The 23,606-nt window shown below is 69.8% G+C and carries 19 protein-coding genes; 2 read left to right on the top strand and 17 right to left on the bottom strand.

The features are described from left to right. Window positions 1-2: 2 nt before the first annotated feature. The 13 genes from TTY48_RS20080 to TTY48_RS20140 form a co-directional block, all read right to left on the bottom strand. Window positions 3-590 (bottom strand): ClpP family protease, encoded by a 588-nt coding sequence (locus TTY48_RS20080; protein ID WP_220659383.1) that lies wholly within the window; start codon window positions 588-590, stop codon window positions 3-5. Beyond that, entirely contained in the window at window positions 587-1,207 is a 621-nt protein-coding gene (locus TTY48_RS20085; protein ID WP_220659384.1) for a ClpP family protease, read from the bottom strand. The genes TTY48_RS20080 and TTY48_RS20085 overlap by 4 nt, the downstream gene beginning before the upstream one ends. Window positions 1,208-1,329: 122 nt before the next feature. After that, on the bottom strand, window positions 1,330-2,316 hold the full coding sequence (locus tag TTY48_RS20090; protein ID WP_255585893.1) for a diiron oxygenase: 987 nt from the start codon (window positions 2,314-2,316) through the stop codon (window positions 1,330-1,332). Between the two features lie 110 nt (window positions 2,317-2,426). Further along, a complete protein-coding gene (gene proB, locus TTY48_RS20095) occupies window positions 2,427-3,563 on the bottom strand; it encodes a glutamate 5-kinase (RefSeq protein WP_220659386.1) in 1,137 nt (378 codons plus the stop codon). Then, on the bottom strand, window positions 3,560-5,020 hold the full coding sequence (obgE, locus tag TTY48_RS20100; RefSeq protein WP_220659387.1) for a GTPase ObgE: 1,461 nt from the start codon (window positions 5,018-5,020) through the stop codon (window positions 3,560-3,562). The genes proB and obgE overlap by 4 nt, the downstream gene beginning before the upstream one ends. A gap of 136 nt (window positions 5,021-5,156) precedes the next feature. Then, window positions 5,157-5,420: a 50S ribosomal protein L27 gene (gene rpmA / locus TTY48_RS20105; protein WP_013126135.1), complete on the bottom strand. Its 264-nt coding sequence runs from the start codon at window positions 5,418-5,420 to the stop codon at window positions 5,157-5,159. Window positions 5,421-5,465: 45 nt separating this feature from the next. Then, on the bottom strand, window positions 5,466-5,777 hold the full coding sequence (gene rplU / locus TTY48_RS20110; protein WP_220659388.1) for a 50S ribosomal protein L21: 312 nt from the start codon (window positions 5,775-5,777) through the stop codon (window positions 5,466-5,468). A gap of 149 nt (window positions 5,778-5,926) precedes the next feature. After that, the gene (locus TTY48_RS20115; protein ID WP_220659389.1) at window positions 5,927-8,977 is read right to left on the bottom strand and encodes a translation initiation factor IF-2 N-terminal domain-containing protein; all 3,051 of its coding nucleotides are present in this window, start codon (window positions 8,975-8,977) and stop codon (window positions 5,927-5,929) included. A gap of 341 nt (window positions 8,978-9,318) precedes the next feature. Then, window positions 9,319-9,732 (bottom strand): nucleoside-diphosphate kinase, encoded by a 414-nt coding sequence (gene ndk, locus TTY48_RS20120; protein ID WP_220659390.1) that lies wholly within the window; start codon window positions 9,730-9,732, stop codon window positions 9,319-9,321. A gap of 122 nt (window positions 9,733-9,854) precedes the next feature. Continuing rightward, on the bottom strand, window positions 9,855-10,256 hold the full coding sequence (locus TTY48_RS20125; protein ID WP_220659391.1) for a DUF4233 domain-containing protein: 402 nt from the start codon (window positions 10,254-10,256) through the stop codon (window positions 9,855-9,857). Next, window positions 10,253-11,668, bottom strand: coding sequence for a folylpolyglutamate synthase/dihydrofolate synthase family protein (locus TTY48_RS20130; RefSeq protein ID WP_220659392.1), 1,416 nt, complete (start codon window positions 11,666-11,668; stop codon window positions 10,253-10,255). Before TTY48_RS20130 ends, TTY48_RS20125 begins: the two co-directional genes overlap by 4 nt. Further along, window positions 11,665-14,352, bottom strand: coding sequence for a valine--tRNA ligase (locus tag TTY48_RS20135; protein ID WP_220659393.1), 2,688 nt, complete (start codon window positions 14,350-14,352; stop codon window positions 11,665-11,667). The genes TTY48_RS20130 and TTY48_RS20135 overlap by 4 nt, the downstream gene beginning before the upstream one ends. Before the next feature lie 48 nt (window positions 14,353-14,400). Then, complete coding sequence (locus TTY48_RS20140) at window positions 14,401-15,762, bottom strand: neutral zinc metallopeptidase (protein ID WP_220659394.1); 1,362 nt, start codon at window positions 15,760-15,762, stop codon at window positions 14,401-14,403. Between the two features lie 46 nt (window positions 15,763-15,808). Here TTY48_RS20140 and TTY48_RS20145 point away from each other — a divergent pair, with 46 nt between their 5' ends. Both TTY48_RS20145 and TTY48_RS20150 read left to right on the top strand, forming a co-directional pair. Beyond that, a complete protein-coding gene (locus TTY48_RS20145) occupies window positions 15,809-17,446 on the top strand; it encodes a DUF2207 family protein (RefSeq protein WP_220659395.1) in 1,638 nt (545 codons plus the stop codon). 145 nt (window positions 17,447-17,591) lie between these two features. Then, entirely contained in the window at window positions 17,592-19,211 is a 1,620-nt protein-coding gene (locus TTY48_RS20150) for an ABC-F family ATP-binding cassette domain-containing protein (RefSeq protein ID WP_220659396.1), read from the top strand. A gap of 58 nt (window positions 19,212-19,269) precedes the next feature. On the opposite strand, the gene clpX is transcribed toward TTY48_RS20150, so the two are convergent. From clpX to tig, 4 genes are all read right to left on the bottom strand, one after another. Beyond that, complete coding sequence (clpX, locus tag TTY48_RS20155; protein ID WP_220659397.1) at window positions 19,270-20,547, bottom strand: ATP-dependent Clp protease ATP-binding subunit ClpX; 1,278 nt, start codon at window positions 20,545-20,547, stop codon at window positions 19,270-19,272. 184 nt (window positions 20,548-20,731) lie between these two features. After that, window positions 20,732-21,385, bottom strand: coding sequence for an ATP-dependent Clp protease proteolytic subunit (locus tag TTY48_RS20160; RefSeq protein WP_374758749.1), 654 nt, complete (start codon window positions 21,383-21,385; stop codon window positions 20,732-20,734). A 34-nt stretch (window positions 21,386-21,419) separates the two neighbouring features. Further along, on the bottom strand, window positions 21,420-22,013 hold the full coding sequence (locus TTY48_RS20165; protein ID WP_220659399.1) for an ATP-dependent Clp protease proteolytic subunit: 594 nt from the start codon (window positions 22,011-22,013) through the stop codon (window positions 21,420-21,422). 138 nt (window positions 22,014-22,151) lie between these two features. Beyond that, window positions 22,152-23,537, bottom strand: a complete 1,386-nt coding sequence (gene tig, locus TTY48_RS20170; RefSeq protein WP_220659400.1) for a trigger factor — start codon at window positions 23,535-23,537, stop codon at window positions 22,152-22,154. Window positions 23,538-23,606: the final 69 nt, after the last annotated feature.

Raw genomic sequence — 23,606 nt, forward strand, 5'->3', positions numbered from 1 at the left:
GGTCAGTGTTCCTCGATCACCTCGTCGATCAGGCCGTACGCCACCGCGTCCGCGGGAGTGAAGACGCGGTCGTGATCGGTATCGGCACGCAATCGGTCGGGCTCCTGCCCCGTGTGCCGGGCCAGGATCTGCTCCATCTGCCCACGCACCCGTACCACCTCGTCGGCCTGCAGGATCAGATCGGGGATCGTTCCGCGGCCCTGCGCGGCGGGCTGGTGCAGCACCACCCGCGAATGCGGCAATGCCACCCGCTTACCGGGCGCACCGGCCGCCAGGAGGACCGCGCCCACCGCCACCGCCTGCCCCACGCACGTGGTCGCGATCGGTGAGCGGATGTAGCGCATGGTGTCGTAGATGGCCAGCATCGCGCTGGGATCGCCGCCCTCGCAATTGATGTAGAGCTGGATATCCGCATCCGGGTTATCGGACTCGAGGAACAGCAGCTGTGCCACGACGGCGTTCGCGACCCCGGCGTCGATACCCGTTCCCAAGTACACGACCCGCTCGGACAGTAGGTAGGAGTAGACGTCCGAGACCCGCTCGCCGTGCGGGCGCCGTTCGATCACGTTGGGGATGGTGTAGGTGCTCATCGGGCCGCTCCCGCCAGGTCGAAGCCCGCTCGGCGGCGGCGTCCGGGGACGATCTCGTCGAAGGAGCCGACGATCTCGTCGATGAAGCCGTAGTCGAGCGCCTCCCGTGCGGTGTACCAGCGATCGTGCAGGGAATCCTCGAAGATCTGCTCGCGCGGCCTCTCCGTGTCCTCGGCGATCAGGCCGAGCACCGTATCGCGGGTGTGCCGCAGATCGCCGGCCTGCAGCTCGATGTCGACGGCGGTGCCGCCGATGCCGGCCGAAACCTGGTGCATGAGGACACGGGCGTGCGGGAGGGCGCGGCGCTTACCCGGAGTACCGGCCGACAGCAGGAATTGCCCTGCGCTGTAGGCGATGCCGAAGACCAGGGTGGACACATCGCACGGGATCAGGCGCATCACATCGCGGATGGCCAGCATCGCCGGGACGGAACCGCCCGGGGAGTGGATCCACAGCGCGATCTCCTTGGGGCTGGCCGCCGCCAGCGACATCAATTGGGTGGCGAGGAGGGCGCCGTTATCGTCGTCGAGCGGACCGTCGAGCACCACGACCCGCTGGTCGTACAGCTCGCGGCGCACACGTTCGGTGAATTGCGGGATCTTCGGGTTTTCGCTCATGCCCCGATGCTGCACCGCACAACCACCGCGGTGCACGCCGATCCGCCTGCCGCGGAACCGCTTCCGGCAGCTCCGCTGCGAGCGGATCCGCCGTCAGCCGCGCACGCAGGCCGGCGTCAGGTTCAGTTCGCGGAGTACGCGGGTTCGCTGCGGAAGCGCGAGGCGCGGCCGTCGATGCCCAGGGCGCGCCACAGTAGCCGCGATACCGGGTTCATCAGCTTGGTGTGCTCGGCCAGCAGTCGCACATCGCCGAAGACCTCGCGCTTGACGGCCTGCGATTCCGGGGAGCGCCAGTACATCTGCTTCCACACCGACCGCGGGATGTCGAACCGCTTGCGGAACTGCCGAGGCGGCACCGCGATCGCGGTGAGCAGCGACCGCATCACGAGCGGCAGCGCCAGCGACAGCAGGAATCGCGGAAGCGGGCCACGGGTGGGGATGCGGTGCTCCAGCAGCTGGTGCGCGAACGAGATGTGCCGCGCTTCCTCGGCCACGTGGATCTGCATCACGGCTGTCATCGTGGGGTGCTGTTCGATGCCCGAACGCAGGAACTGCTTCTGGACATGGTCGATCGGCTCCTCACCGCCCAGCACGCCCATGTAGAAGATGATCGGGAAGGTGGTGGCCGCCAACGGGATCAGCGGCGACAGACGGCGGAACCACAGCGGTCCGCCGGGCACGTCCATCCCGATCCGGTTGACGAACTCCTGGAACATCAGCGTGTGCTGGCACTCCTCCTTCGCCTCGTGCGTGGCGTACCGGAACTCCGGCGAATTGTTCGGCTGCACCGCGGTGTACTGCATGATCCCGCGGATCAGGACGGACTCGAACTGCAGCCCCACCTTGGCCACATTGGCCTGGCGCCACATGCCCATCTCGATCTGCTTCGACCGCGGCTGCGCCTGGTACCACTCGGTGCGGCCGATCGGGTCGAACCGCGAATCGAGGATCCAGCGCGGATCGTCCGGGGTCACGGCGAGCTCGGGCGAATCCCAGTCGATGTCGACGTAGGGGTCGAAGTTGCGGTTCACCGACGCCTCGGACAGATCCTGGAGGGTCTGTTCGTACTCCGCCTGCCCGGGGAACGGGCGGCCGCGGGTGCGTCCCATGTGCGTGATGTGCAGCGCCACGTCGACCTCCTGGCTGAAAGAGTGACACAGGTTCAGCGAAAATGTACCACGCGGCGGACATTTTCTACAGAAGTGTATGAACCGCCAGTTCAGCGCACGGGCACCAGATCGTCCGCGTGCACCACGGGCCGGCGCATATCGGGCGGCAGGTCCACGGTGCCCTGCCCGAGCATCGCCTCCAGCTCGGAGGCGTCGTAGGCCACCACGCCGCGGGCGCGCACGGTGCCGGCGGTGTCCACCAGGTTCACCACATCGCCACCGGAGAAGCCGCCGCCCACCGCCGTGATCCCCGCGGGGAGCAGGGATCGCCGCCGGTCCACGACCGCCGCCACGGCACCGTCGTCCAGGGTGAGGTCGCCGTGCACATCGGCCGCGTGCCGCACCCAGAACCGCCGCGCCGACAGCCTCGTCGCGCGGGGCCGGAAGACGGTGCCCACATCGGCGCCGTCGAGCGCCCGGTCGGCGAGCGAGGCAGCCGTGAGCAGCACCGGCACGCCGGCGTCCGCGGCGAGCCGCGCGGCGGACAGCTTCGACGCCATCCCGCCGGTACCGAGCGCACCGCCCGAGCCGGCGACCACGCCGTCCAGATCCTCCGGACCGTCGACCGCGGCGATGAGCGAGGCATCGCCCTTGCGCGGGTCACCGTCGTACAAGCCGTCCACATCGGAGAGCAGCACGAGCGCATCGGCACCGGTCAGGTGCGCCACCAGGGCCGCGAGCCGATCGTTGTCGCCGAAGCGGACCTCGTTCGAGGCCACCACGTCGTTCTCGTTGATGATCGGCACCGCGCCCAGGCTGCGCAGCCGATCCAGGGTGCGCTGCGCATTCGCGGCGTGCACCCGCAGGCCCACGTCGTGCGCGGTGAGCAGGACCAGGGAGACGATCCTGTCGTACCGCTGGAAGGATGCGCCCCAGGCATTGGCGAGCTGCAACTGCCCCACCGAGGCCACCGCCTGCTTGGTGGCGAGGTCGGTGGGCCGGCGCTTGAGTCCCAGGGGAGCCATGCCCGCGCCGATCGCGCCGGACGACACCACGATCACCTCGGTGCCGCGGTCGAGCCGGGCGACGATGGCATCGGTGAGGGCGTCCAGCCGATCGGAGGAGAGGCCGTGTTCGAGGTCGGTGAGCGCCGAGCTGCCGATCTTGACGACCAGCTTGCGGGCTCCCGCGACCGCGGCGCGCATATCGCCGGCCAGCAGGTCGCCCGTTGCGGGCGCTGCTGTCATTCGTCGTCCTCGTCGTCGCTCGCCAGACCGCGGCGGACGTCGTGCTGACGACGCCGTTCGGCGGCGCCGACGCGCTCGTTCTGCTCCAGCCGGATATCGGTGCCGCGGCCGGTGACGGGCACATCGTCGATGGTGCCGAGCGAGGGCTCCCACTCGAAGCACACGTCGCCGATGGTCACCGGGCAGCCGGGCTGCGCGCCGAGCTTGACCAGCTCGGCCTCCACGCCGAGCCGGTTGAGCCGGTCGGCGAGGTAGCCCACAGCCTCGTCGTTGTCGAACGGAGTCTGCTTGATCCACCGCTCCGGCCGCGGGCCGCGCACGATGAAGCCGCCCGGCTGATCCGGATCGGAGATGACCTCGAAGCCCGACTCGTCGATCGCGATGGGCCGGATGACGGGGCGGCGAGCCACCGGGGTGCCGCGCTCGGCGCGGTACTTCTGCACCAGGTCCGACAGCGCGAAGGTGAGCTCGCGCAGGCCCGTGTGGGCGACCGCGGAGATCACGAAGACGGGCCAGCCCCGGGCCTCGAACTCGCCGCGCACCATCTCGGCGAGTTCCTCGGCGTCGGGCACATCGGCCTTGTTGAGCACCACGATCCGCGGACGCGCGGCCAGCTCTCCCAGCCCCGTATCGGCCGCGAGCGCCGGCTGGTACGCGGCGAGTTCCGCCTCCAGGGCGTCCACATCGCTCACGGGGTCCCGGCCGGGCTCCAGGGTCGCGCAGTCCACGACGTGCGCGAGCACGGCGCAGCGCTCCAGGTGCCGCAGGAAGTCGAGGCCGAGGCCGCGTCCCGTGGAGGCGCCGGGGATCAGGCCTGGCACATCGGCGATGGTGAAGGTGTTCTCACCGGCCGAGACCACACCGAGGTTCGGAGCGAGGGTGGTGAACGGGTAATCGGCGATCTTCGGCTTCGCCGCGGACAGCACCGAGACCAGCGACGACTTCCCCGCCGAGGGGAAACCGACCAGGCCCACATCGGCCACCGACTTGAGCTCGAGCACCAGATCGCGGGACTGTCCGTCCTCACCCAGCAGGGCGAAGCCGGGGGCCTTGCGGGCCTTCGAGACGAGCGCGGCGTTGCCGCGGCCGCCGCGACCGCCCTGGGCCGCGTCGAACCGGGTGCCGGCTCCGACCAGATCGGCGAGCATCTTGCCGTCGGTGTCGAGCACCACCGTGCCGTCCGGGACCTTGAGGATCATGTCCTGGCCGGATTTGCCCTCGCGGTTGCCGCCCTCACCGGGCTTGCCGTTGGTGGCCTTGAGATGGGGCCGGAAGTGGAAGTCGAGCAGTGTGTGCACCTGCGGATCGACCTCGAGGATCACCGAACCACCGCGCCCGCCGTTACCGCCGTCGGGGCCGCCGAGCGGCTTGAACTTCTCCCGGTGGATCGACGCGCAGCCGTGGCCACCGTTACCGGCCGTGACGTGCACCGTCACCCGGTCGACGAACCTAGACATGCGCTCTCCTTCGTGTTCCGGCCACGCGGGCCGATCCCGCGTTCGCGGGACTAGTGGTGTTCAACGAAGAGCGGGCAGGGACTCTTCCATGGAGTCCCTGCCCGCTCTCGATGAAGCTGTGTACTGCTGCTGCGGACTAGGCCTCCACAGCGACCGGCACGATGTTGACCGTCTTGCGGCCACGCTTCGTGCCGAACTCGACGGCACCCGCCGCGAGGGCGAACAGGGTGTCGTCGCCGCCGCGGCCGACGCCGACGCCGGGGTGGAAGTGGGTGCCGCGCTGGCGGACCAGGATCTCGCCGGCGCTGACCTTCTGGCCACCGAACCGCTTCACGCCCAGTCGCTGGGCGTTGGAATCACGACCGTTGCGCGAGCTAGACGCGCCCTTCTTGTGTGCCATCTGGCTACTCCTGTTGAATCGATCCGAAAAGTTTTACGGCGCCGCTCAGGCGATCGCGGTCACCTTGAGCACGGTCAGCTTCTGCCGGTGGCCCTGACGCTTGTGGTAGCCGGTCTTGTTCTTGAACTTGTGGATGCGGATCTTCGGTCCCTTGACCTGATCCACGACCTCGCCGGTCACGGAGATCTTCTCCAGCGCGGCGGCGTCGGTGGTGAGGTTCGCGCCGTCGACGACCAGAGCCACGGGCAGCTTGACGCTGGTCCCGGGCTCGCCGTCGATCTTCTCGACCTTCACCAGGTCGCCGACAGCGACCTTGTACTGCTTGCCGCCGGTCTTGACGATCGCATACGTGGCCATCGGGGGCTTACCTCTTCTTCTTCACATCTCGTAGTTCAGCGCGCGGGTGCGCGGCTCGTAAATCACGCGGGTGATCCGATGCCGCGCACGGTGAAGCGGCGGCGCCGGAAAAGCGACCTTCCCAGGTTACGGGACGGCCACTACCAGGGTCAAACCGGCTGGTCCGCCTTGTCAGCAGCGTCACTCCCACCGGCCGCGGGGCCCGCGGGACGGGCGGCGGCCCGGCGTCGGGCCCGCTTGCGTGCGGGCTCGGCTGCGGTCTCCCCCGCACCGTCGGCCGCCGGGGTGGTGACGGCGGGCGCGGCCGGGGCCTCGCTCGCCAGGTCCACGACGATCGTCTGTGCGGAGGCGGACGTGGTGGTGGGCGCCTTGCGGGCCACCCGCCTGCGCCGTGGTGCCGACGGTGCCGCCTCCGTCACTGCAGCGACCGGGGCGGCCTCGGCGGTGGGCTGCGGGGCGGGCTCGGCGGCCGGCTGCGGCTGTTCGACGGGGGCCGGCTCGGCGGTGGCCGCCGACTGGTTCCGGCGCGACCGCGACCGCTTCCTGGCGGGCTCGGGAGCGTCGGAGTCGGGCGTCGCGGCGGCGGGGGCCGCCTCGTCCGCGGGAGCCGCCTCGTCCGTTCCCAGCTCCTGCTGGGGCGCGTCATCGTCGTGATGCTGCGCCATCGCCTGGAACATGGGGTGCGGGTTCTTGTGCACCGGCTTGTCGTCCTTGGCGGGCGCGGGGGCCTGCGCAGTGTCGGACTTGGTGCGCTTGCGCTTCTTGCGGCCACCCTCGGACTTCTCGCCCGAACGGCCTGAGTCCTCGCCGCCGCCCGAGGTCTCGACCGGGTCGGCGTGGATGATGATGCCGCGGCCCGAGCAGGCTTGGCACGGCGTGGAGAAGGCCTCCACCAGGCCGGTGCCGATCCGCTTGCGCGTCATCTGCACCAGGCCCAGCGAGGTGACCTCGGACACCTGGTGACGGGTCCGGTCGCGGCCGAGGGCCTCGGTGAGGCGGCGCAGCACCAGGTCCCGGTTCGATTCAAGGACCATGTCGATGAAGTCGACCACGATCATGCCGCCGATGTCGCGCAGCCGCATCTGCCGCACGATCTCCTCGGCGGCCTCGAGGTTGTTCCGGGTGACCGTCTCCTCGAGGTTGCCGCCCGAGCCGGTGAACTTGCCGGTGTTCACGTCGACCACGGTCATGGCCTCGGTCCGGTCGATCACCAGGGTGCCGCCGGAGGGCAGCCACACCTTGCGGTCCAGCGCCTTGGCGAGCTGCTCGTCGATCCGGTACGCCGCGAAGACGTCGGGCGAATCGGCGTGCGGCTTGTCGAACCGCTCGACGCGGGGCATCAGATCGGGGGCGACGGTCGAGACGTACTTCTCGACGGTGCCCCAGGCATTGTCGCCCTCGATGACGAGCTTGCTGAAGTCCTCGTTGAACAGGTCGCGGACCACCTTGACCAGGAGGTCGGGCTCCTCGTACAGCGGGCGCACGCCCTTCGCCTTGGAGGCCTCCTCGATCTCGGCCCACTGCGCCTGCAGCCGCGAGACGTCGCCCGCGAGCTCCTCGGCGCTCACGCCCTCGGACGCGGTGCGGATGATCACGCCGGCGTCGGACGGGACGATCTCCTTGAGGATCTCCTTGAGCCGCTTGCGCTCGGTGTCCGGCAGCTTGCGCGAGATGCCAGCGGAACCGCCACCGGGCACGTACACCAGGAACCGACCGGCCAGCGAGATCTGGGTGGTCAGGCGGGCACCCTTGTGACCCACCGGGTCCTTGGAGACCTGCACCAGCACCTGATCGCCGGGCTTGAGGGCCTGCTCGATCTTGCGGGCGTTGCCATCGAGTCCGGCGGCGTCCCAGTTGACCTCGCCGGCGTACAGCACGCCGTTGCGGCCGCGGCCGATGTCGACGAAGGCGGCCTCCATCGAGGGCAGTACGTTCTGCACGCGGCCGAGGTAGATGTTGCCCACCATCGACGCCGAGCTCGACGAGGTGACGAAGTGCTCCACGAGCACGCCGTCTTCGAGCACGGCCACCTGGGTGTAGTCCGAGGGGTGCGGCACGGTGTGGCCGTCCTGACCCTCCGACGGTGCCACGTTGGTGCGCTCGCGGACCACCATCACGCGGTCGACGGCCTCGCGACGGGCGAGGAACTCCGACTCGGTGAGGATGGGCGGCCGGCGGCGCACGGTGTCGCGGCCGTCGCGGCGGCGCTGGCGCTTGGCCTCCAGGCGCGTGGAACCGCTGATGCCGCGCACCTCGTCGCGGCGCGTCTTCTGCCGCGGCTCACGCTCGTGCACCACGGTGTTCGGCGGATCGTCGGTGGCGGCGGTCTCGGCGTCGTCTCCCCCGCCGCGGCGACGGCGACGGCGGCGACGGCGACGCGAGCTGCCGTCGGTCACGTCCTCGACATCGTCGCCCTCGGCGTCGGCGTCCTGGCCCTGGTCCTCGGCCGCATCGTCCTGCTCGGACTTCTCAGCCTTGTCGCCCTTGGCCTTATCGCCCTTGGCGGTATCGGCGGACTCGTCGCCGTCGGTGGCGTTCTGATCCTGCTCGTCGGCGTTCTCGCCGCGTCCACGGCCACGACCGCGGCGGCCGCGGCGACGGCGGCGGTTGCCTCCGTTGTCGTCGTCCGCATCGCTCGACTCGCCGCTCGCGGTCTCGTCGGCGGTCTCGGTGGCGACCTTCTCGGTGGCGGCCTCGTCGGTCGAGGCGGCTGCCTCCACCGGGGCCTCCGCCGGCTCAGCGGCGGCGTCCTCGGTCGCGGTGTCCTGCTTCGGCTCCTCGGCATCGGCCTTGGCGCGGCTGCGGGTGCGGCGGCGCGGGGCGGCCTCGGCCTGGTCGGGCTGCAGGAACAGCGGGACCCCGGCGTCCACGGCCTGCGCAGGTGCGGGCTCGACCACGGGCTGCGGGGCGGTGAGCGCGGAGAACAGCGAGGGCGTCTCGGCCACGGGCTGTTCCGGGTTCGACTCCGCGACGGGCTCAGCAGTATCGGCCCCGGCGATGCGGTCGCGCACGCGCTCGGCGGCGCTGCGATCGATGCTGGAGTGCGCGCTGCGCGCGACGAATCCCAGGTCGTTGAGGTGCGCGAGCACCTCCTTGCTGGTCAGGCCCAGCAGACGTGCGAGCGCGTGGACGCGCAGCTTCTGCGGGAACTCCTCCCGAGCTTCGCTGTTCTGTTCTTCCGGCGACGGTGTGTCGGCCACTCAAATCTCCTACCGACCCCCGGGCGCGTCAATGAAGTCGCGGCCACGCAGGGGCGTGTCGTGTGGTGCGGGCGAAGTCTCCTACCGCCCCACGTTTGTCAAGGTCTGCACGTGTCTTCGTGCCTGGCGCACGCCCGCTCGACGAAATCTGTGAGCAGGCCGGGCCGGTCGACGCTGCGCGGGTTTGCGCGCATCGACGTGCGTCCGCCCTCATTATCCCACACGGCGGAACGGGAGTGGGAAAGGATCGGGCCCGCGCCGCGCGGAAGGCGCGACGCGGGCCCGGTGGGTGCGTTCATTACGGGGCGACGGTCCGCCGCCCGGTGGGGTGTCCCCGCAGGTCAGGAGAGACCGGGGAACCAGAGAGCGATCTCGCGCTCGGCCGACTCGGGCGAATCGGAGCCGTGCACCAGGTTCTGCTGGGTCTCGAGACCGAAGTCGCCGCGGATGGTGCCGGGCGTGGCCTTCTCGACGGGGTCGGTTCCACCGGCGATCTGCCGGAACGCGGCGATCGCGCGGGGGCCCTCCAGAACGGCCGCGACGACCGGCCCGGAGGTGATGAAGTCGAGCAGGGAGCCGAAGAAGGGCTTGTCCTTGTGCTCGTCGTAGTGGCCCTTCGCCACCTCGGGCGAGACCTTCTTGAGCTCGAGGGCCGCGATGGTCAGGCCCTTCCGCTCGATCCGCGCCAGGATTTCGCCGGTCAGGCCGCGTCGCACGCCGTCGGGCTTGATCAGAATCAGAGTCCGCTCAGTCACGGCACACACAGTAGCGGGGCGGTGGTCACCGCCCCGACACCAGCCCGCTCACGATTTCGGGTTCTGCGGGTGCACGAGCCGGAATCGGGCGGTGTGCACTCGCGGAGCCCGACATCGTGACGTCATTCGGTGATGGGTTCCTGGCCGGGGAGGCGTCCCTCGGCGATGCGCTTGCGCACATCGCGCTCGATGAACACGATGTAGCCCCACACGATGCCGAAGACGATGCCCACCCCGCCGATGCCGGGGTGCACGACCCACCCCGCGATCACCGCGACCTGCAACGCGCAGAAGGCGGGGATCGCCCACGGCTTCTTGACCACCATGCAGCCGGCGAAGCACGCGGCGGCCAGCAGCAGCACGTACACCACCTTGATGCCGGTGAGTCCGGGCGAGAGCTTGAAGACCACCGGCAGGGCCAGCAGGATCACGATCATCTCGAGGATCAACGTGCCGGACAGGATGCCGCGGAAGCTCTTCCACGGATCCTTCGGGGGCGGGGTGAACCGCTGCGGCTGACTCACTGGGGTTCCTTTCCGAACAGCGAGCGCGCTGCGCCCGCGGTGACCACGGAACCGGTGATGAGGACGCCGACGCCGGAGGCGGGGTCCTCATCGTCGGATTCCTGGTCGGCCAGGGCGACGGCGGTCTCGACCGCGTCGACCATCGTGGGGGCGGTGACCACGCGGTCCTCGCCGAAGATCTCCTCGGCGATCGCGCCGAGCCGCTCCACTTCGAGGGCGCGGGGCGAGCCGTTGTGCGTGACGACCACGGTGTCGAGGACCGGTTCGAGTTCGGTGAGGATGCCCACCGCGTCCTTATCGGCGAATACCGAGACCACACCGATCAGGGTGCGGAAGTCGAACTCGCTCTCCACGGTTCGCGCGAGGGCCTGGGCGCCGTGCGGGTTGTGGGCGGCGTCGATGAAGACCGTGGGCGCGGTGCGCACCCGTTCGAGGCGACCGGGCGAGACCACCGTGGCGAAGCCCTCGCGCACGGTGTCGATGTCGAGCTGCTGGTCGGCGCCGGCGCCGAAGAAGGCCTCGACCGCGGCGAGGGCGACGGCGGCGTTGTTCGCCTGGTGCTCGCCGTGCAGGGGCAGGAAGATCTCGTCGTAGACGCCGCCGAGTCCCTGCAGGGTGAGTTGCTGACCGCCCACGGCGATGCGGCGCTCGATCACCGCGAACTCGGAGCCCTCGCGGGCCACGGCCGCGTCGGTCTCGACCGCCTTCCGCAGCAGCACGTCCATGGCCGCCGGCTCCTGCTTACCCACGACCATCACGGTGTCCTTGGGGATCAACCGTTCGGGGGCGCGCTTGACGATGCCCGCCTTCTCCCCCGCGATGCTGGTCAGATCGGGGCCGAGGATCTCCACGTGATCGAGACCTATGGGGGTGATCACGGCGACCTCGGCGGTCACCACGTTGGTGGCGTCCCAGGTTCCGCCCAGGCCCACCTCGACGACGGCCACGTCGACCGGCGCCTCGGCGAAGGCGGCGAAGGCCATCGCGGTGAGCACCTCGAACTTGCTCATCCGCGGACCGTCGGCGGCCTCGGACTGCTGATCCACGAGCTCGATGTAGGGCTCGAGCTCGCGGTAGGTGTCCACGTACTGCCGGGCGGTGAGCGGCGCACCGTCGATCGCGATCCGCTCGGTGGCGAGCTGCAGGTGCGGGCTGGTGATGCGGCCCGTGCGGCGGGAGAACGCGAGCAGCAGCGAGTCGATCATCCGCGCGGTCGACGATTTGCCGTTGGTCCCGGCGATCTGGATCGACGGGTACGCGTCCTGCGGCGAGCCGAGCAGCTGCATGAGCGCGGAGATGCGGGACAGCGAGGGCTCGATCTTGGTCTCGGGCCAGCGCTGGTCGAGTTCGGCCTCGACCTCCGCGAGCTCGGCGAGATCGTCGGGGTCGGCGGCGAAGGCGGGCACCGTCACGCGGGGGCCCCTCCGAGCTGCTCGATCCGAGCGGTGAGCCGCTCGACCTCCTCCTGGGCCACCGTCTGGCGGCCGCGGATCTTGTCGACCACGTTGTCGGGCGCCTTGGCCAGGAAGGCCTCGTTGCCGAGCTTGGCCGACGTGCCGTCGAGCTCCTTCTGCGCGGCCTTGAGGTCCTTCTCCAGGCGTGCCCGCTCCGCGGCGAGATCGACGGTGCCCGACGTGTCGAGTTCGACGGTCACGGTGCCGCCGGCGAGCCGCACCTCGAGCGAGGCGGTCGCGGCGAAACCGTCCTCCGGCGGGGTGAGCCGGCACAGGCTGGTGGCGGCGGCGGCGAGGGAGGTCAGGCCGGCCTCCTCGATGCCGGTGAGGCGGGCGGCCACCCGCTGGCCGGGCTTGAGCAGCTGATCGCTGCGGAACCGGCGGATCTCGGTGACCAGCCGCTGCAGATCGGCGAAGCGGCGGGCGGATTCGATGCCGTCGGCGGGGAGCTGCGCCGGCGCCCAGTCGCGGGTGGGCCAGGACGCGATCACCAGCGACTCCTCGCCGGTGAGCGCCTTCCAGAGCACCTCGGTGACGAAGGGCATCGTCGGGTGCAGCATGCGCAGCACCACGTCGAGCGCCTTGCCGAGCACCAGCCGGGTGGCGGCGGCGACGGTCTCGTCACCGGACTGCAGCTGCAGCTTCGCGACCTCCAGGTACCAGTCGCAGAGCTCGTCCCACGCGAAGTGGTACAGCGCCTCGCAGGCCTTGCCCAGCTCGTTCGCATCGAGCGCGGCGTCGGCCTCCGCCTGGGTGGCGGCCAGCCGGTCCAGGATCCAGCGGTCGGCGTCGGTGAGCGCGGCCCGGTCGGGCAGCTCGCCCACGTGCGCCTCGTTCATCAGTGCCAGCTTGGTGGCGTTGAACAGCTTGGTGGCGAACTTCTTACTGCTCGCCGCAGCGTCGGCGCCCACATTGAGATCGGCGCCGGGAATGGTGCCGCGGGCCAAGGTGAAACGCAGCGCATCGGCGCCGTACTCGTCCACCCAGTCCAGCGGATCGATGCCGTTGCCCTTGGACTTGCTCATCTTCTTGCCGAACTCGTCCCGCACCAGGCCGTGCAGGAGGACCTCGTGGAAGGGCACCTTGCCGGGAGCACCCGGCTCCTCGCCGATGAAGGTGCCGAACATCATCATCCGGGCCACCCAGAAGAAGATGATGTCGTAGCCCGTGACCAGCGTGGACGTGGGATAGAACTTCTCCAGGTCCGGGGTGGTGTCGGGCCAGCCCATGGTCGAGAACGGGAAGAGGCCGGAGCTGAACCAGGTGTCGAGGACGTCCGGGTCCTGCTCGTAGCCCTCGGGCGGCGTGTCGTTCGGGCCGCAGCAGACGACGTCGCGGTTGCCCTCGGCGTCGGCCGGGCCGTACCAGACGGGGATCCGGTGACCCCACCACAGCTGCCGGGAGATGTTCCAGTCGTTGAGGTCATCCACCCAGGCGAAGAAGCGCGGTGCCATCGATTCCGGCACGATCACCGTGTCGCCGCTGCGGACCGCGTCGCCCGCGGCCTTGGCCAGGCTATCGACCTTGACCCACCACTGCATCGACAGCCGGGGCTCGATCGGCTCACCGGAGCGCTCGCTGTGGCCCACGCTGTGCCGGTACGGGCGCACCTCTTTGACGATGCGGCCCTGTTCGGCGAGAGCATCGCGGATGGCCTTGCGCGCGGCGAAGCGATCGAGTCCGTCGAATCGTGTTCCGGTGCCGGCGATGTGGGCGGTCTCGTCCATGATCGTGGGCATCGGCAGATCGTGACGCTGGCCGAGAGCGAAGTCGTTGGGGTCGTGCGCGGGGGTGATCTTCACTGCGCCGGAGCCGAATTCCGGATCGACGTAGTCGTCGGCGACCACGGGGATGCGGCGCTCCAGGAACGGATGCTCCAGGGTGGTACCCACCAGGTCGCGGTAGCGCTCGTCGTCCGGGTGCACGGCGATCGCGGTATCGCCGAGCATCGTTTCCAGACGCGTGGTGGCACAGACGATGTGCGGCTCGTCGTCGTTGAGCGAGCCGTACCGGAAGGACACCAGCTCGCCGTCGACCTCCTTGTGGTCGACCTCGAGATCCGAGATGCCGGTCTGCAGCACGGGCGACCAGTTCACCAGGCGCTCGGCGCGGTAGATGAGGCCGGCGTCGAAGAGCTGCTTGAAGATGGTCTGCACGGCGCGGGACAGGCCCTCGTCCATGGTGAACCGTTCGCGCGACCAGTCCACACCCACACCGATGCGCCGCATCTGGCCGGTGATGTTGCCGTGGCTGGCTTCCTTGAAGGCCCAGGCGCGGGTGAGGAACTCCTCGCGGCCGATCTCCCGGCGACTCGTGCCCTCGGCGGCGAGCTGCTTCTCGACCAGGCTCTGGGTGGCGATGCCGGCGTGGTCGGTGCCGGGCAGCCACAGCACCTCGTAGCCCTGCATCCGCTTGCGGCGGCAGAGGGCATCGGTGATGGTCTGGTCGAGGGCGTGGCCCAGGTGCAGGCTGCCGGTCACGTTCGGGGGCGGCAGCACCACCGAGAAGGCGGGCTTGCTGGAGGTGTTGTCGGCGGTGAAGTAGCCGGAGTCGACCCAGCCGTTGTAGATGTCGCCCTCTACCGCGCCCGGCTCCCACGCGGCGGGGAGGCGGTCGACAGGGTTCTGCGGCGGAGTAGTCACCCCACGATTCTAGTCAGTGCACGCGGGCGCCCGACGGCGGGCTTTTGCTCAGGCCACGTCGTTCGATGTCGCCGACCAGGTGTTGCAGCGGGCCAGCCGGTTCGACTGGTAGCCGGTGTCCCACCAGCCCTGCGAGTGCGCCAGCGTGCCGTGCGTCCGATTGGGGTCGCCGGGGCGGTCGCCGCGTTCCTGATCCTCGTACGCCGTGCGGTAGTCGGCGCGGGTGAACTGTCCGCCGGTGTCGCTCACGGATTTGACGAAGAGCCCGCTGAAACACTGCGCCTGCAGCTCCAGCCGCCGCGAGGATTCGAGCCCGAGGGCCGAGGTGCGGCCGTTCTGTCGTTCGATGCGGGTCTGCGCGGTGATGATCCCGCTGACCCGCTGCACGTGGTGGCCGTACTCGTGGGCGTAGACCGCGAGGTAGATCACGGGCTTGTTGCCGTAGCGGTCCACCTGCAGCCCCTTCGGCGGCATGTAGAGCGTCTCGTTGCTCGGGCAGTAGAACGCCGCGACGTTCTCAGTGGCGAGGTTCGTCATGCCGCACGGCGAGCTGATCAGCTGGCCGGTGGGCACGAGCACGGTGGGAGCGCGGTAGGTGAGGTTCGCCGCGCGCATGGCCGCACCCCAGGCGCGGTCGAGGCACGGGGAGATGCTGTCGAAGAATCGCTGACCGGCGGTGCTGTCGGAGGGCCATCCGACGGCGTTGCAGGGCTGCGTGATCAGTCCGGTGCTCGGGTTCGCGTAGAGCGGGTTGCCCTGCAGGGCCGCGGTTCCCGTCGGCGTGGTGCCGATCCCACCGCTGCTGGTGGTGGCCGCCGAGGTGGTGGTGGTGCCGAGCGTGGTCGTGGTCGTTTCCACAGTGGACGTGCCCGGGTACGTGGTTCCCCCGGCATCGGTCCCGGTGCGGCCGTTGAGGAATAGGACGCTGCCCGCCAGGACCAGAGCGATCAATACGACGATCGCGATGAGCAGCATGATCAGCCACGTGTTGTCGGCCTTCGCCGGCGGCCGCGGCGCCCATGCCGCCTGCTGCCACGCGGGCTGCTGCCAGTTGGCCTGCGGATATCCGGAGCGGACGGGCTGCCTCGGCCCCGCGGGCATCCGGTACGGCGCGGCGGCGGGCATCGACCACTGCTGGTGGGGCACGGCGCGCGGCGGCGCCGCGGGGACGGTGCGGCGCGGGGCCGGGACCGGGCGGTACTGCGGCGCGACGGGGCGCTGCTGCTGCGGCGGGACCCAGGCGGGTGGCGGCGGGGTCGTCGGCCTGGGACGCGCGGCGACGCGGTACTGGCCGGTGGCTCCGCGGACCGGCGCGGGACGGGGCGCGCGCGGCGGGGGCGGCACCGGGGCGTACGGGCGCCGCTGGCCCTGTCCACCCCGGCCGCCGCTCGGATCCTGCGGATATCCCACTGCTCTCCCCCTCGGTCACCCCGGATGTCGGTTACTGTACCCAGACATGTGGGAGGGCAGGCGAAACCAGGGTGGAACCGATCGACGCCGGTGGCGCGGCGGCTGGGCGGCGGCGACGGCGGTGATCGGCCTCGTCTTCGCGACGGCCGCGGCGGGTCCGGCGGCCGCGGAGCCGAGCGGTGTCACGGTCGACACCGTGCTGGAGCTGAAGGACGACGGTGCGCTCGCGGTCAGCACCGTGATCACCGCGCCGCAGGGCAAGCCGGTCTCGCAGCGACTCCCCCTCGACGTGCCGGTGGAGAACAACCGCACGCAGCACTTCTCGGTGACCGACGCCAAGGCCGAGAACGGCACGGCCACGGTGGCCGACGGCGCCTTGCAGGTCTCGGCACCCGGCGGCAGCACCACAGTGACGTTCACCGTGCGCGGCACGGTGGCCGACGGTCCCGATCTGCAGCAGTTCACCTGGCCGATCGCGGCGGGCTACACCGCCGATTTGGACAAGCTGACGATGCGGTTCGCCTCCCCCACCGATACCCCGGATTCGCCGCTGTGCGGCATCGGGCAGGTCGGCGAGCGCCGCATGTGCACGCTCACCGAGACGAACGCGTCGGGCATCGTGACGGCGCAGCAGAACGGCTTGCCGCGCGGCAAGGTCGCGGTGTTCACCACGCTGCTGCCCGCGGGCACCGTCAAGGCCGATGCGCGGTTCTCGGCGACGTCCGCGGCGGCACCGGAGCGCAGCACCGGCGGGCTGATCGCGATCTCGGTGGCCACGGTGCTGGCGATCGCCCTCGGCGGGTACGCCTACCTGCGGCGCCGGTCCGACGATGCCGCCGCAGATTCCGCGGGGGCCACGGCCGATCTGCTGGTGCCGGGCGGCAACGGCGTGGCCTTCGCCTCGCCCGACGGGGTCCTGCCGGGCCAGATCGGCACGTTGCTCGACGGTCGGCTGCGTCCCACGGACGTCGGTTCGACGGTGCTCGATCTCGCTGTCCGCGGATACCTGTGGCTGGCGGCGTTGCCCGGCGGCGACTTCCAGATCTCGCGGCGGGTCCCGCTCGACGGTGCGGTGACGGCCGCCGAACGGGCGGTGGTCGACGCCCTCCTGCCCGACGGTGCCGAGACCATCACGGTCTCCGAGCTGTCCGGGGGCGCGCGTCCGCTCGACCTGACCGCCGTGAGCACGCAGACCCGCGACGGCGTCGTGACCCGGGGCTGGCTCCGTTCGAAGGGCCGTGCCGGGCTGGTGGCGCCGGCCTTCGCGATCGCCGGGGCCGGCGCCATCGCCGCCCTCGTCTGCGCCTTCGTGAACACCGGCGTGCTGTACGCGGTCGCGGTGCTCATCCTGGGGCTCGGCCTCGTGGTGGCCGCATTGCTGTGGCCGGCGCGCACCGTCGCCGGTAGCCGCCTGGCGGCGGGGGTCGGCGGCATGCGGCAGTACCTGGCCTCGACCAATGTGAGCGCCCTGCCCACGGAGCAGCGCTCGGTCCTCTTCGAGCGGGCCATCCCCTACACGCACGCTTTCGGCGATCTGCGTGGCTGGCTCGCCACCTGGGGCGGCAGCACCACCGCTCCCCTGGACTGGTACCGCTCCACCCAGGGGCCCGTCGCGGGCCTCGCCACCCTCGCCGCGATCCTCGACGGCGCCGCCGCTCAGTCCCAGGCCTCTAGCCGCGACTGACCCGGCGCGCACCGTCGCCTCCCTGACTTAACGTTGTTAGCCCACAGATTCTTCTCGTGATTCGTCTGGGCTAACGCTGTTAAGTCAGAGCGGGCCGTGGAAAAGCGGTGGCGGTCGGCGCGGCGCGCACAGCACGATGGGACATATGGGACATCTCGAGGCGACGCACGTGGAGTACTACCTGCCGGACGGGCGGGCGCTGCTCGGCGACGTCTCGTTCCGGGTGGGCGACGGTGCCGTCGCGGCACTGGTGGGCCGCAACGGTGCGGGCAAGACGACACTGCTCCGACTGCTCGCGGGCGACCTGGAGCCGCACGGCGGGACGGTGACCTCCAGTGGCGGCGTGGGTGTGATGCCGCAGTTCATCGGGTCGGTCCGCGACGACCGGACGGTGCGCGACCTGCTGGTCTCCGTCTCCCCCGCCCGGCTGCAGGCCGCCGCGGCCGAGCTCGACGCCACGGAGCTGGCGCTCATGGACGACGACGGCGATGCGGCGCAGCTGCGGTACGCGAACGCCTTGGCCGAATGGGGCGATGCGGGAGGCTATCTCGCGGAGACGATGTGGGATGCGTGCACGATGGCGGCCCTGGGCGTTCCGTACGACCGGGCGCAGTGGCGCGGCCTGACCACGCTGTCGGGCGGCGAGCAGAAACGGCTGGCGCTGGAGGCCCTGCTGCGCGGCGAGGCGGAGGTGCTGCTGCTCGACGAGCCGGACAACTACCTCGACGTCCCGGGCAAGGAGTGGTTGGAGGAGCAGCTGCGGCAGACCCCGAAGACGGTGCTGTTCGTGAGCCACGACCGGGAACTGTTGTCGCGGGCCGCCACGCGGATCGTGGCCGTCGATCCCGCGCCCGGCGGGGCCGACGCCTGGGTGCACGGCGGCGGCTTCGCCACCTTCCCCGCGGCACGCGCGGAGCGGTTCGCGCGGTTCGAGGAGCTGCGGCGCCGCTGGGACGAACGGCACCAGCAGCTCAAGAAGCTGGTGCTCACGTTGCGCGAGCAGGCGAAGTTCAACGACGGCATGGCATCTCGCTATTCGGCGGCGCAGACGCGGCTGCGCAAGTTCGAAGAAGCCGGTCCCCCTCCGGAGCCGCCGCGGCAGCAACAGATCGCGATGCGACTGCGCGGCGGCCGCACCGGAGTGCGGGCGGTCACGGCGAAGCAGTTGGAGCTGACCGGCCTGATGAAGCCCTTCGATCTGGAGGTCTTCTACGGGGAGCGGGTGGCGGTGCTGGGGTCGAACGGCTCCGGGAAATCGCACTTCCTGCGGCTGCTGGCCGGTGAGGACGTGGCCCACACCGGTGCGGCCACGTTGGGCGCTCGGGTGGTGCCGGGGCATTTCGCGCAGACCCACGCGCATCCGGAGCTGCAGGGCCGCACGTTGGTGCAGATCCTGCGCGAGGAGCACGCCGCGCATCTGGGACGGTCGATGCCTGCGCTGCGCCGGTACGAGCTGCACGGGCAGGCCGAGCAGCGGTTCGAGAGCCTCTCGGGCGGGCAGCAGGCGCGGTTCCAGGTGTTGCTGCTGGAGTTCGCCGGCAGCACCGCGCTGCTGCTGGACGAGCCGACCGACAACCTGGACCTGGAGAGCGCGGAGGCACTGCAGGACGCGCTGGAGGCCTACGAGGGCACGGTGCTCGCAGTGACCCACGACCGTTGGTTCGCGCGATCCTTCGATCGGTTCCTGGTGTTCGGGTCCGACGGCACGGTCCGCGAGGCCGACGAGCCCGTTTGGCACGAGAAGCGGGTACAGCGAACCCGCTGACCGCGGACGACGAAGCCCCGGACCACTGCGGTCCGGGGCTTCGTCGGGTATATGCGTGTTAGGCGCTCTTCTCGCGGCGCTCGTCGCGAGAACGCTTGCGCGGCACGATGGTCGGGAGCACGTTATCGCGCACCGTCTCGCCCGTGACGACGACCTTGGCCACGTCGTCGCGCGACGGGATGTCGAACATGACGGGGTTGAGGACCTCTTCCATGATGGCGCGCAGGCCACGGGCACCGGTGCCGCGCAGGATCGCCTGGTCGGCGATGGCGCCGAGCGCGTCCTCGTCGAACTCGAGTTCCACGCCGTCCATGTCGAACAGCCGCTGGTACTGCTTGACCAGGGCGTTCTTGGGCTCGGAGAGGATCGAGACCAGCGACTCCTTATCGAGATTGCTCACGGAGGCGATCACGGGGAGGCGGCCGATGAACTCGGGGATCAGGCCGAACTTGATGAGGTCCTCGGGGAGCACGTCGGCGAAGTGATCGACGGTGTCGACCTCGCTCTTGGAGCGGACCTCGTTGCCGAATCCCAGACCGCGCTTGCCGATCCGCTCGCCCACGACCTTCTCCAGCCCGGCGAAGGCGCCAGCCACGATGAAGAGCACGTTCGTCGTGTCGATCTGGATGAACTCCTGATGCGGGTGCTTGCGGCCGCCCTGCGGGGGCACCGAGGCCTGCGTGCCCTCGAGGATCTTCAGCAGGGCCTGCTGCACGCCCTCGCCGGACACGTCGCGCGTGATCGACGGGTTCTCGCTCTTGCGGGCGATCTTGTCGACCTCGTCGATGTAGATGATGCCGGTCTCGGCGCGCTTGACGTCGTAGTCGGCGGCCTGGATGAGCTTGAGCAGGATGTTCTCGACGTCCTCACCCACGTAGCCGGCCTCGGTGAGGGCGGTGGCGTCGGCGATGGCGAAGGGCACGTTGAGCATCTTCGCCAGGGTCTGCGCGAGGTAGGTTTTGCCGCAACCGGTGGGACCGAGCATGAGGATGTTGGACTTCGCCAGCTCGACACCCTCACCGCGGGCGTCCTTGCGCTCGCCGGCCTGGATCCGCTTGTAGTGGTTGTAGACGGCCACGGCGAGGTTCCGCTTCGCGGAGTCCTGGCCGATGACGTAGTTGTCCAGGAAGTCGCGGATCTCGACGGGCTTGGGGAGCTCGTCCAGCTTCACATCGCTGGACTCGGCGAGCTCCTCCTCGATGATCTCGTTGCAGAGATCGATGCACTCGTCGCAGATGTACACGCCGGGGCCGGCGATCAGCTTCTTGACCTGCTTCTGGCTCTTCCCGCAGAAGGAGCACTTGAGCAGGTCCGCGCCGTCCCCGATCCGTGCCATTGCTGTCCTACTTCCCTAGCTGGTCCGCGTGTTCACCGAGTTCGCGGTGCGTGACGCTTGTTTACGACGGTACCCGTGAACCGCAGTCCCGGCGACCGATATGAATAGCTTGCTGCAGCCGTCGCCGGGGGCCGCGGAACGATGCTCCTGCGGCGTGTCGCGGCCCCCGGCGCGGCGTGCGGATCTACTTGGCCGAGGCCTTGCGGTACGGGAACACGGTGTCGATGATCCCGTACTCCTTGGCCTGGTCGGCGGTGAGGATGTTGTCGCGATCGGTGTCCTTGCGGATCTGATCGACGGTCTGACCGGTGTGGTTGGCCAGGATCTCGTCGAGGCGATTGCGGACGCGCTCCATCTCGGCGGCCTGGATCTCCAGATCGGAGACCTGGCCCCGAGCCGACCCACCGGTGCGGGGCTGGTGGATGAGCACCGTCGAGTTGGGCAGCGCGGCGCGCTTGCCCGGGGTGCCACCGGCCAGCAGGATCGCCGCGGCGGAGGCGGCGGTGCCGAGCACCACGGTGGCCACGTCGCAGTGCACGTACTGCATGGTGTCGTAGATGCCGAGGGCGTCGTAGACGCTGCCGCCGGGCGAGTTGATGTAGATGGTGATGTCGCGGTCCGGGTCCTGCGACTCGAGCACCAGCAGCTGCGCCATCACATCGTTCGCCGAGACCTCGTCGACCTGGGTCTTGAGGAAGATGATGCGCTCGTCGAAGAGCTTGGCGTACGGGTTGGTGACCCGCTCGTTGCCGTTGGGGGCGCGCTCGATGAACTGCGGGACGTCGTACCGCTGCTGCGGCAGCGACAGGCCCAGCGGCGGCAGGGGCGGCGTGTTCATGGGGTAACCGTCGTTCATGGGTATGGTCCTCTCGCTACTTGACGGAGCTCGCGCGGCTGACGACGTGATCGACGAAGCCGTAATCACGGGCCTCCTCGGCGGTGAACCACTTGTCACGGTCCGCATCGGCCTCGATCTTCTCGATCGGCTGGCCGGTGAACTTCGCGTTGAGCCGGTTCATCTCGACCTTGGTGTTGCGGAACAGCTCGGCCTGGATGGCGATATCGGCTGCGGTGCCGCCGATGCCGGCGGACGGCTGGTGCATCATGATGCGCGCGTGCGGCAGGGCGTAACGCTTGCCCTTCGAACCCGCGGCGAGCAGGAACTCACCCATCGAGGCGGCCATGCCCATCGCGTAGGTCGCGACGTCGCACTCCACGAACTCCATGGTGTCGAAGATCGCCATGCCGGCCGAGATGCTGCCGCCGGGCGAGTTGATGTAGAGGTTGATGTCCTTGGTGGGATCCTCCGCGGACAGCAGCAGCATCTGCGCGCAGAGCTGGTTCGCGATGTCGTCGTTCACCTCGCTGCCGAGGAAGATGATCCGCGATTCCAGGAGGCGGCTGTACACCGAATCGTTGAGGTTCAGGCCGGCAATTCCGGACCGCATAATGGGGTTGGAGGTCATCCGCTGCTCCCTACCTTTCTTTGCTGACATCGACACTAACGAACGCACACCCTCGAACCGTCCCCCGGCACGCTCGGGTCCGCTGAGGGCAGAAACGCCCCGCAGCCGGTATCGACTGCGGGGCGTCTGATCAAGCGATTACTTCTCGTCGGCCTCGGTGGCCTCGGACTCGGCGGCGTCGGCCTCGGGAGCCTCGTCGGCGTCCTCACGGTCGAACAGGGCCTTGGTGTCCACGGGGTTGCCGTCGGCGTCGACGACCTTCACCTCGAGCACCACGTCGGCCAGGCCCTTGCCGCGGCGGACCTCCTGGAACAGGGCGGGCAGCTGCCCGGCCTGCTGGATCTGCTGGATGAACTCCTGCGGCTGCATGCCGTAGCGCTGCGACTGGAACAGAATGTGCTCCTGCAGCTCCTGCTGATCGACCTGCACGTCCTGGGCGTCGGCGATGGCGTCGAGCAGCAGCTGCACCTTGACCTGCTTCTCGGCGGACTCCTGCGCCTGCTGCTCGAACTCCTCGCGGCTGGTGCCCTGCGCCTTGAGGGCGGTCTCGAGGAGCTCCTCGTTGTGGCCCACCTGGTGCAGCACATCGTGCACGTTGGCATCGGCCTGCTGCTTGACCACGCTCTCGGGGAGCGGGATCTCGGTGGCCTCGATCAGCTTCTCCAGCACGGCGTCGCGGATGTCCGCGGCCTGGCTCAGACGCTTGTTCTGCTCGACCCGGCCGCGCAGGTCCTCGCGCAGCTCGTCGACGGTGTCGAACTCGCTGGCCAGCTGGGCGAAGTCGTCGTCCAGCTCGGGCAGCTCGCGCTCCTTGACGGAGTCGACGGTGACGGTCACGTCGGCCTCCTGGCCGGCGAACTCACCGGCCACGAGGTTGGTCTTGAACTCCTTGGACTCGCCCGACTTCAGGCCGATGATGGCCTCGTCGAGGCCGTCGATCAGGTTGCCCGAACCGACCTCGTGGGACAGGCCGGAGGTCTTGGCGTCCTCGACGTCCTTGCCGTCGACGGTGGCCGACAGGTCGATGGTGACGAAGTCGCCGTCCTGGACGGGGCGGTCGACGCCCTTGAGGGTGCCGAAGCGGGCGCGCAGGCCCTCGATCTGCTCCTCGACGTCGGCATCGGTGACCTCGAGGCTGGGGACCTCGACCTCGATGTCGGAGTACGCCGGCAGGGTGACGTCCGGGCGGACGTCGACCTCGGCGGTGAAGGCCAGGGCCTCGCCGTACTCGAGCTTCTCGATGTCGATCTCGGGCTGGCCGAGCGCCTTGACGTCGGCCTCCACGACCGCCTGGCTGTACTTGCCGGGCAGCGCGTCGTTGATCACCTGAGAGAGCACGGCGTCGCGACCCACGCGCGCCTCGATCAGCTTCGCGGGGGCCTTGCCCTTGCGGAAGCCGGGGATGTTCACCTGCTGGGCGAGGGCCTCGTAGGCGCGCTCGAAGTCGGGCTCGAGCTCGTCGAAGGGAACCTCGACGCTCAGGCGGACGCGAGTCGGGCTCAGCTGCTCGACGGTGCTCTTCACTCGTTCTCCTCGGGTTGGTATCGGCAGGAAGCCGCGATGATGTGCGGTTTCCTGCGGGCAGCACGAGGC

Origin of the sequence: Tsukamurella sp. TY48 (assembly GCF_019656655.1) — a bacterium.
In the GTDB taxonomy this organism is placed as follows: Bacteria; Actinomycetota; Actinomycetes; order Mycobacteriales; family Mycobacteriaceae; genus Tsukamurella; species Tsukamurella strandjordii.

Coding starts and splice junctions, on each gene's coding strand:
- TTY48_RS20080 (WP_220659383.1), bottom strand. CDS start 590: ATGAGCACCTACACCATCCCCAACGTGATCGAACGGCGCCCGCACGGC.
- TTY48_RS20085 (WP_220659384.1), bottom strand. CDS start 1,207: ATGAGCGAAAACCCGAAGATCCCGCAATTCACCGAACGTGTGCGCCGC.
- TTY48_RS20090 (WP_255585893.1), bottom strand. CDS start 2,316: ATGGGACGCACCCGCGGCCGCCCGTTCCCCGGGCAGGCGGAGTACGAA.
- proB (WP_220659386.1), bottom strand. CDS start 3,563: ATGACAGCAGCGCCCGCAACGGGCGACCTGCTGGCCGGCGATATGCGC.
- obgE (WP_220659387.1), bottom strand. CDS start 5,020: ATGTCTAGGTTCGTCGACCGGGTGACGGTGCACGTCACGGCCGGTAAC.
- rpmA (WP_013126135.1), bottom strand. CDS start 5,420: ATGGCACACAAGAAGGGCGCGTCTAGCTCGCGCAACGGTCGTGATTCC.
- rplU (WP_220659388.1), bottom strand. CDS start 5,777: ATGGCCACGTATGCGATCGTCAAGACCGGCGGCAAGCAGTACAAGGTC.
- TTY48_RS20145 (WP_220659395.1), top strand. CDS start 15,809: ATGTGGGAGGGCAGGCGAAACCAGGGTGGAACCGATCGACGCCGGTGG.
- TTY48_RS20150 (WP_220659396.1), top strand. CDS start 17,592: ATGGGACATCTCGAGGCGACGCACGTGGAGTACTACCTGCCGGACGGG.
- clpX (WP_220659397.1), bottom strand. CDS start 20,547: ATGGCACGGATCGGGGACGGCGCGGACCTGCTCAAGTGCTCCTTCTGC.
- TTY48_RS20160 (WP_374758749.1), bottom strand. CDS start 21,385: ATGAACACGCCGCCCCTGCCGCCGCTGGGCCTGTCGCTGCCGCAGCAG.
- TTY48_RS20165 (WP_220659399.1), bottom strand. CDS start 22,013: ATGACCTCCAACCCCATTATGCGGTCCGGAATTGCCGGCCTGAACCTC.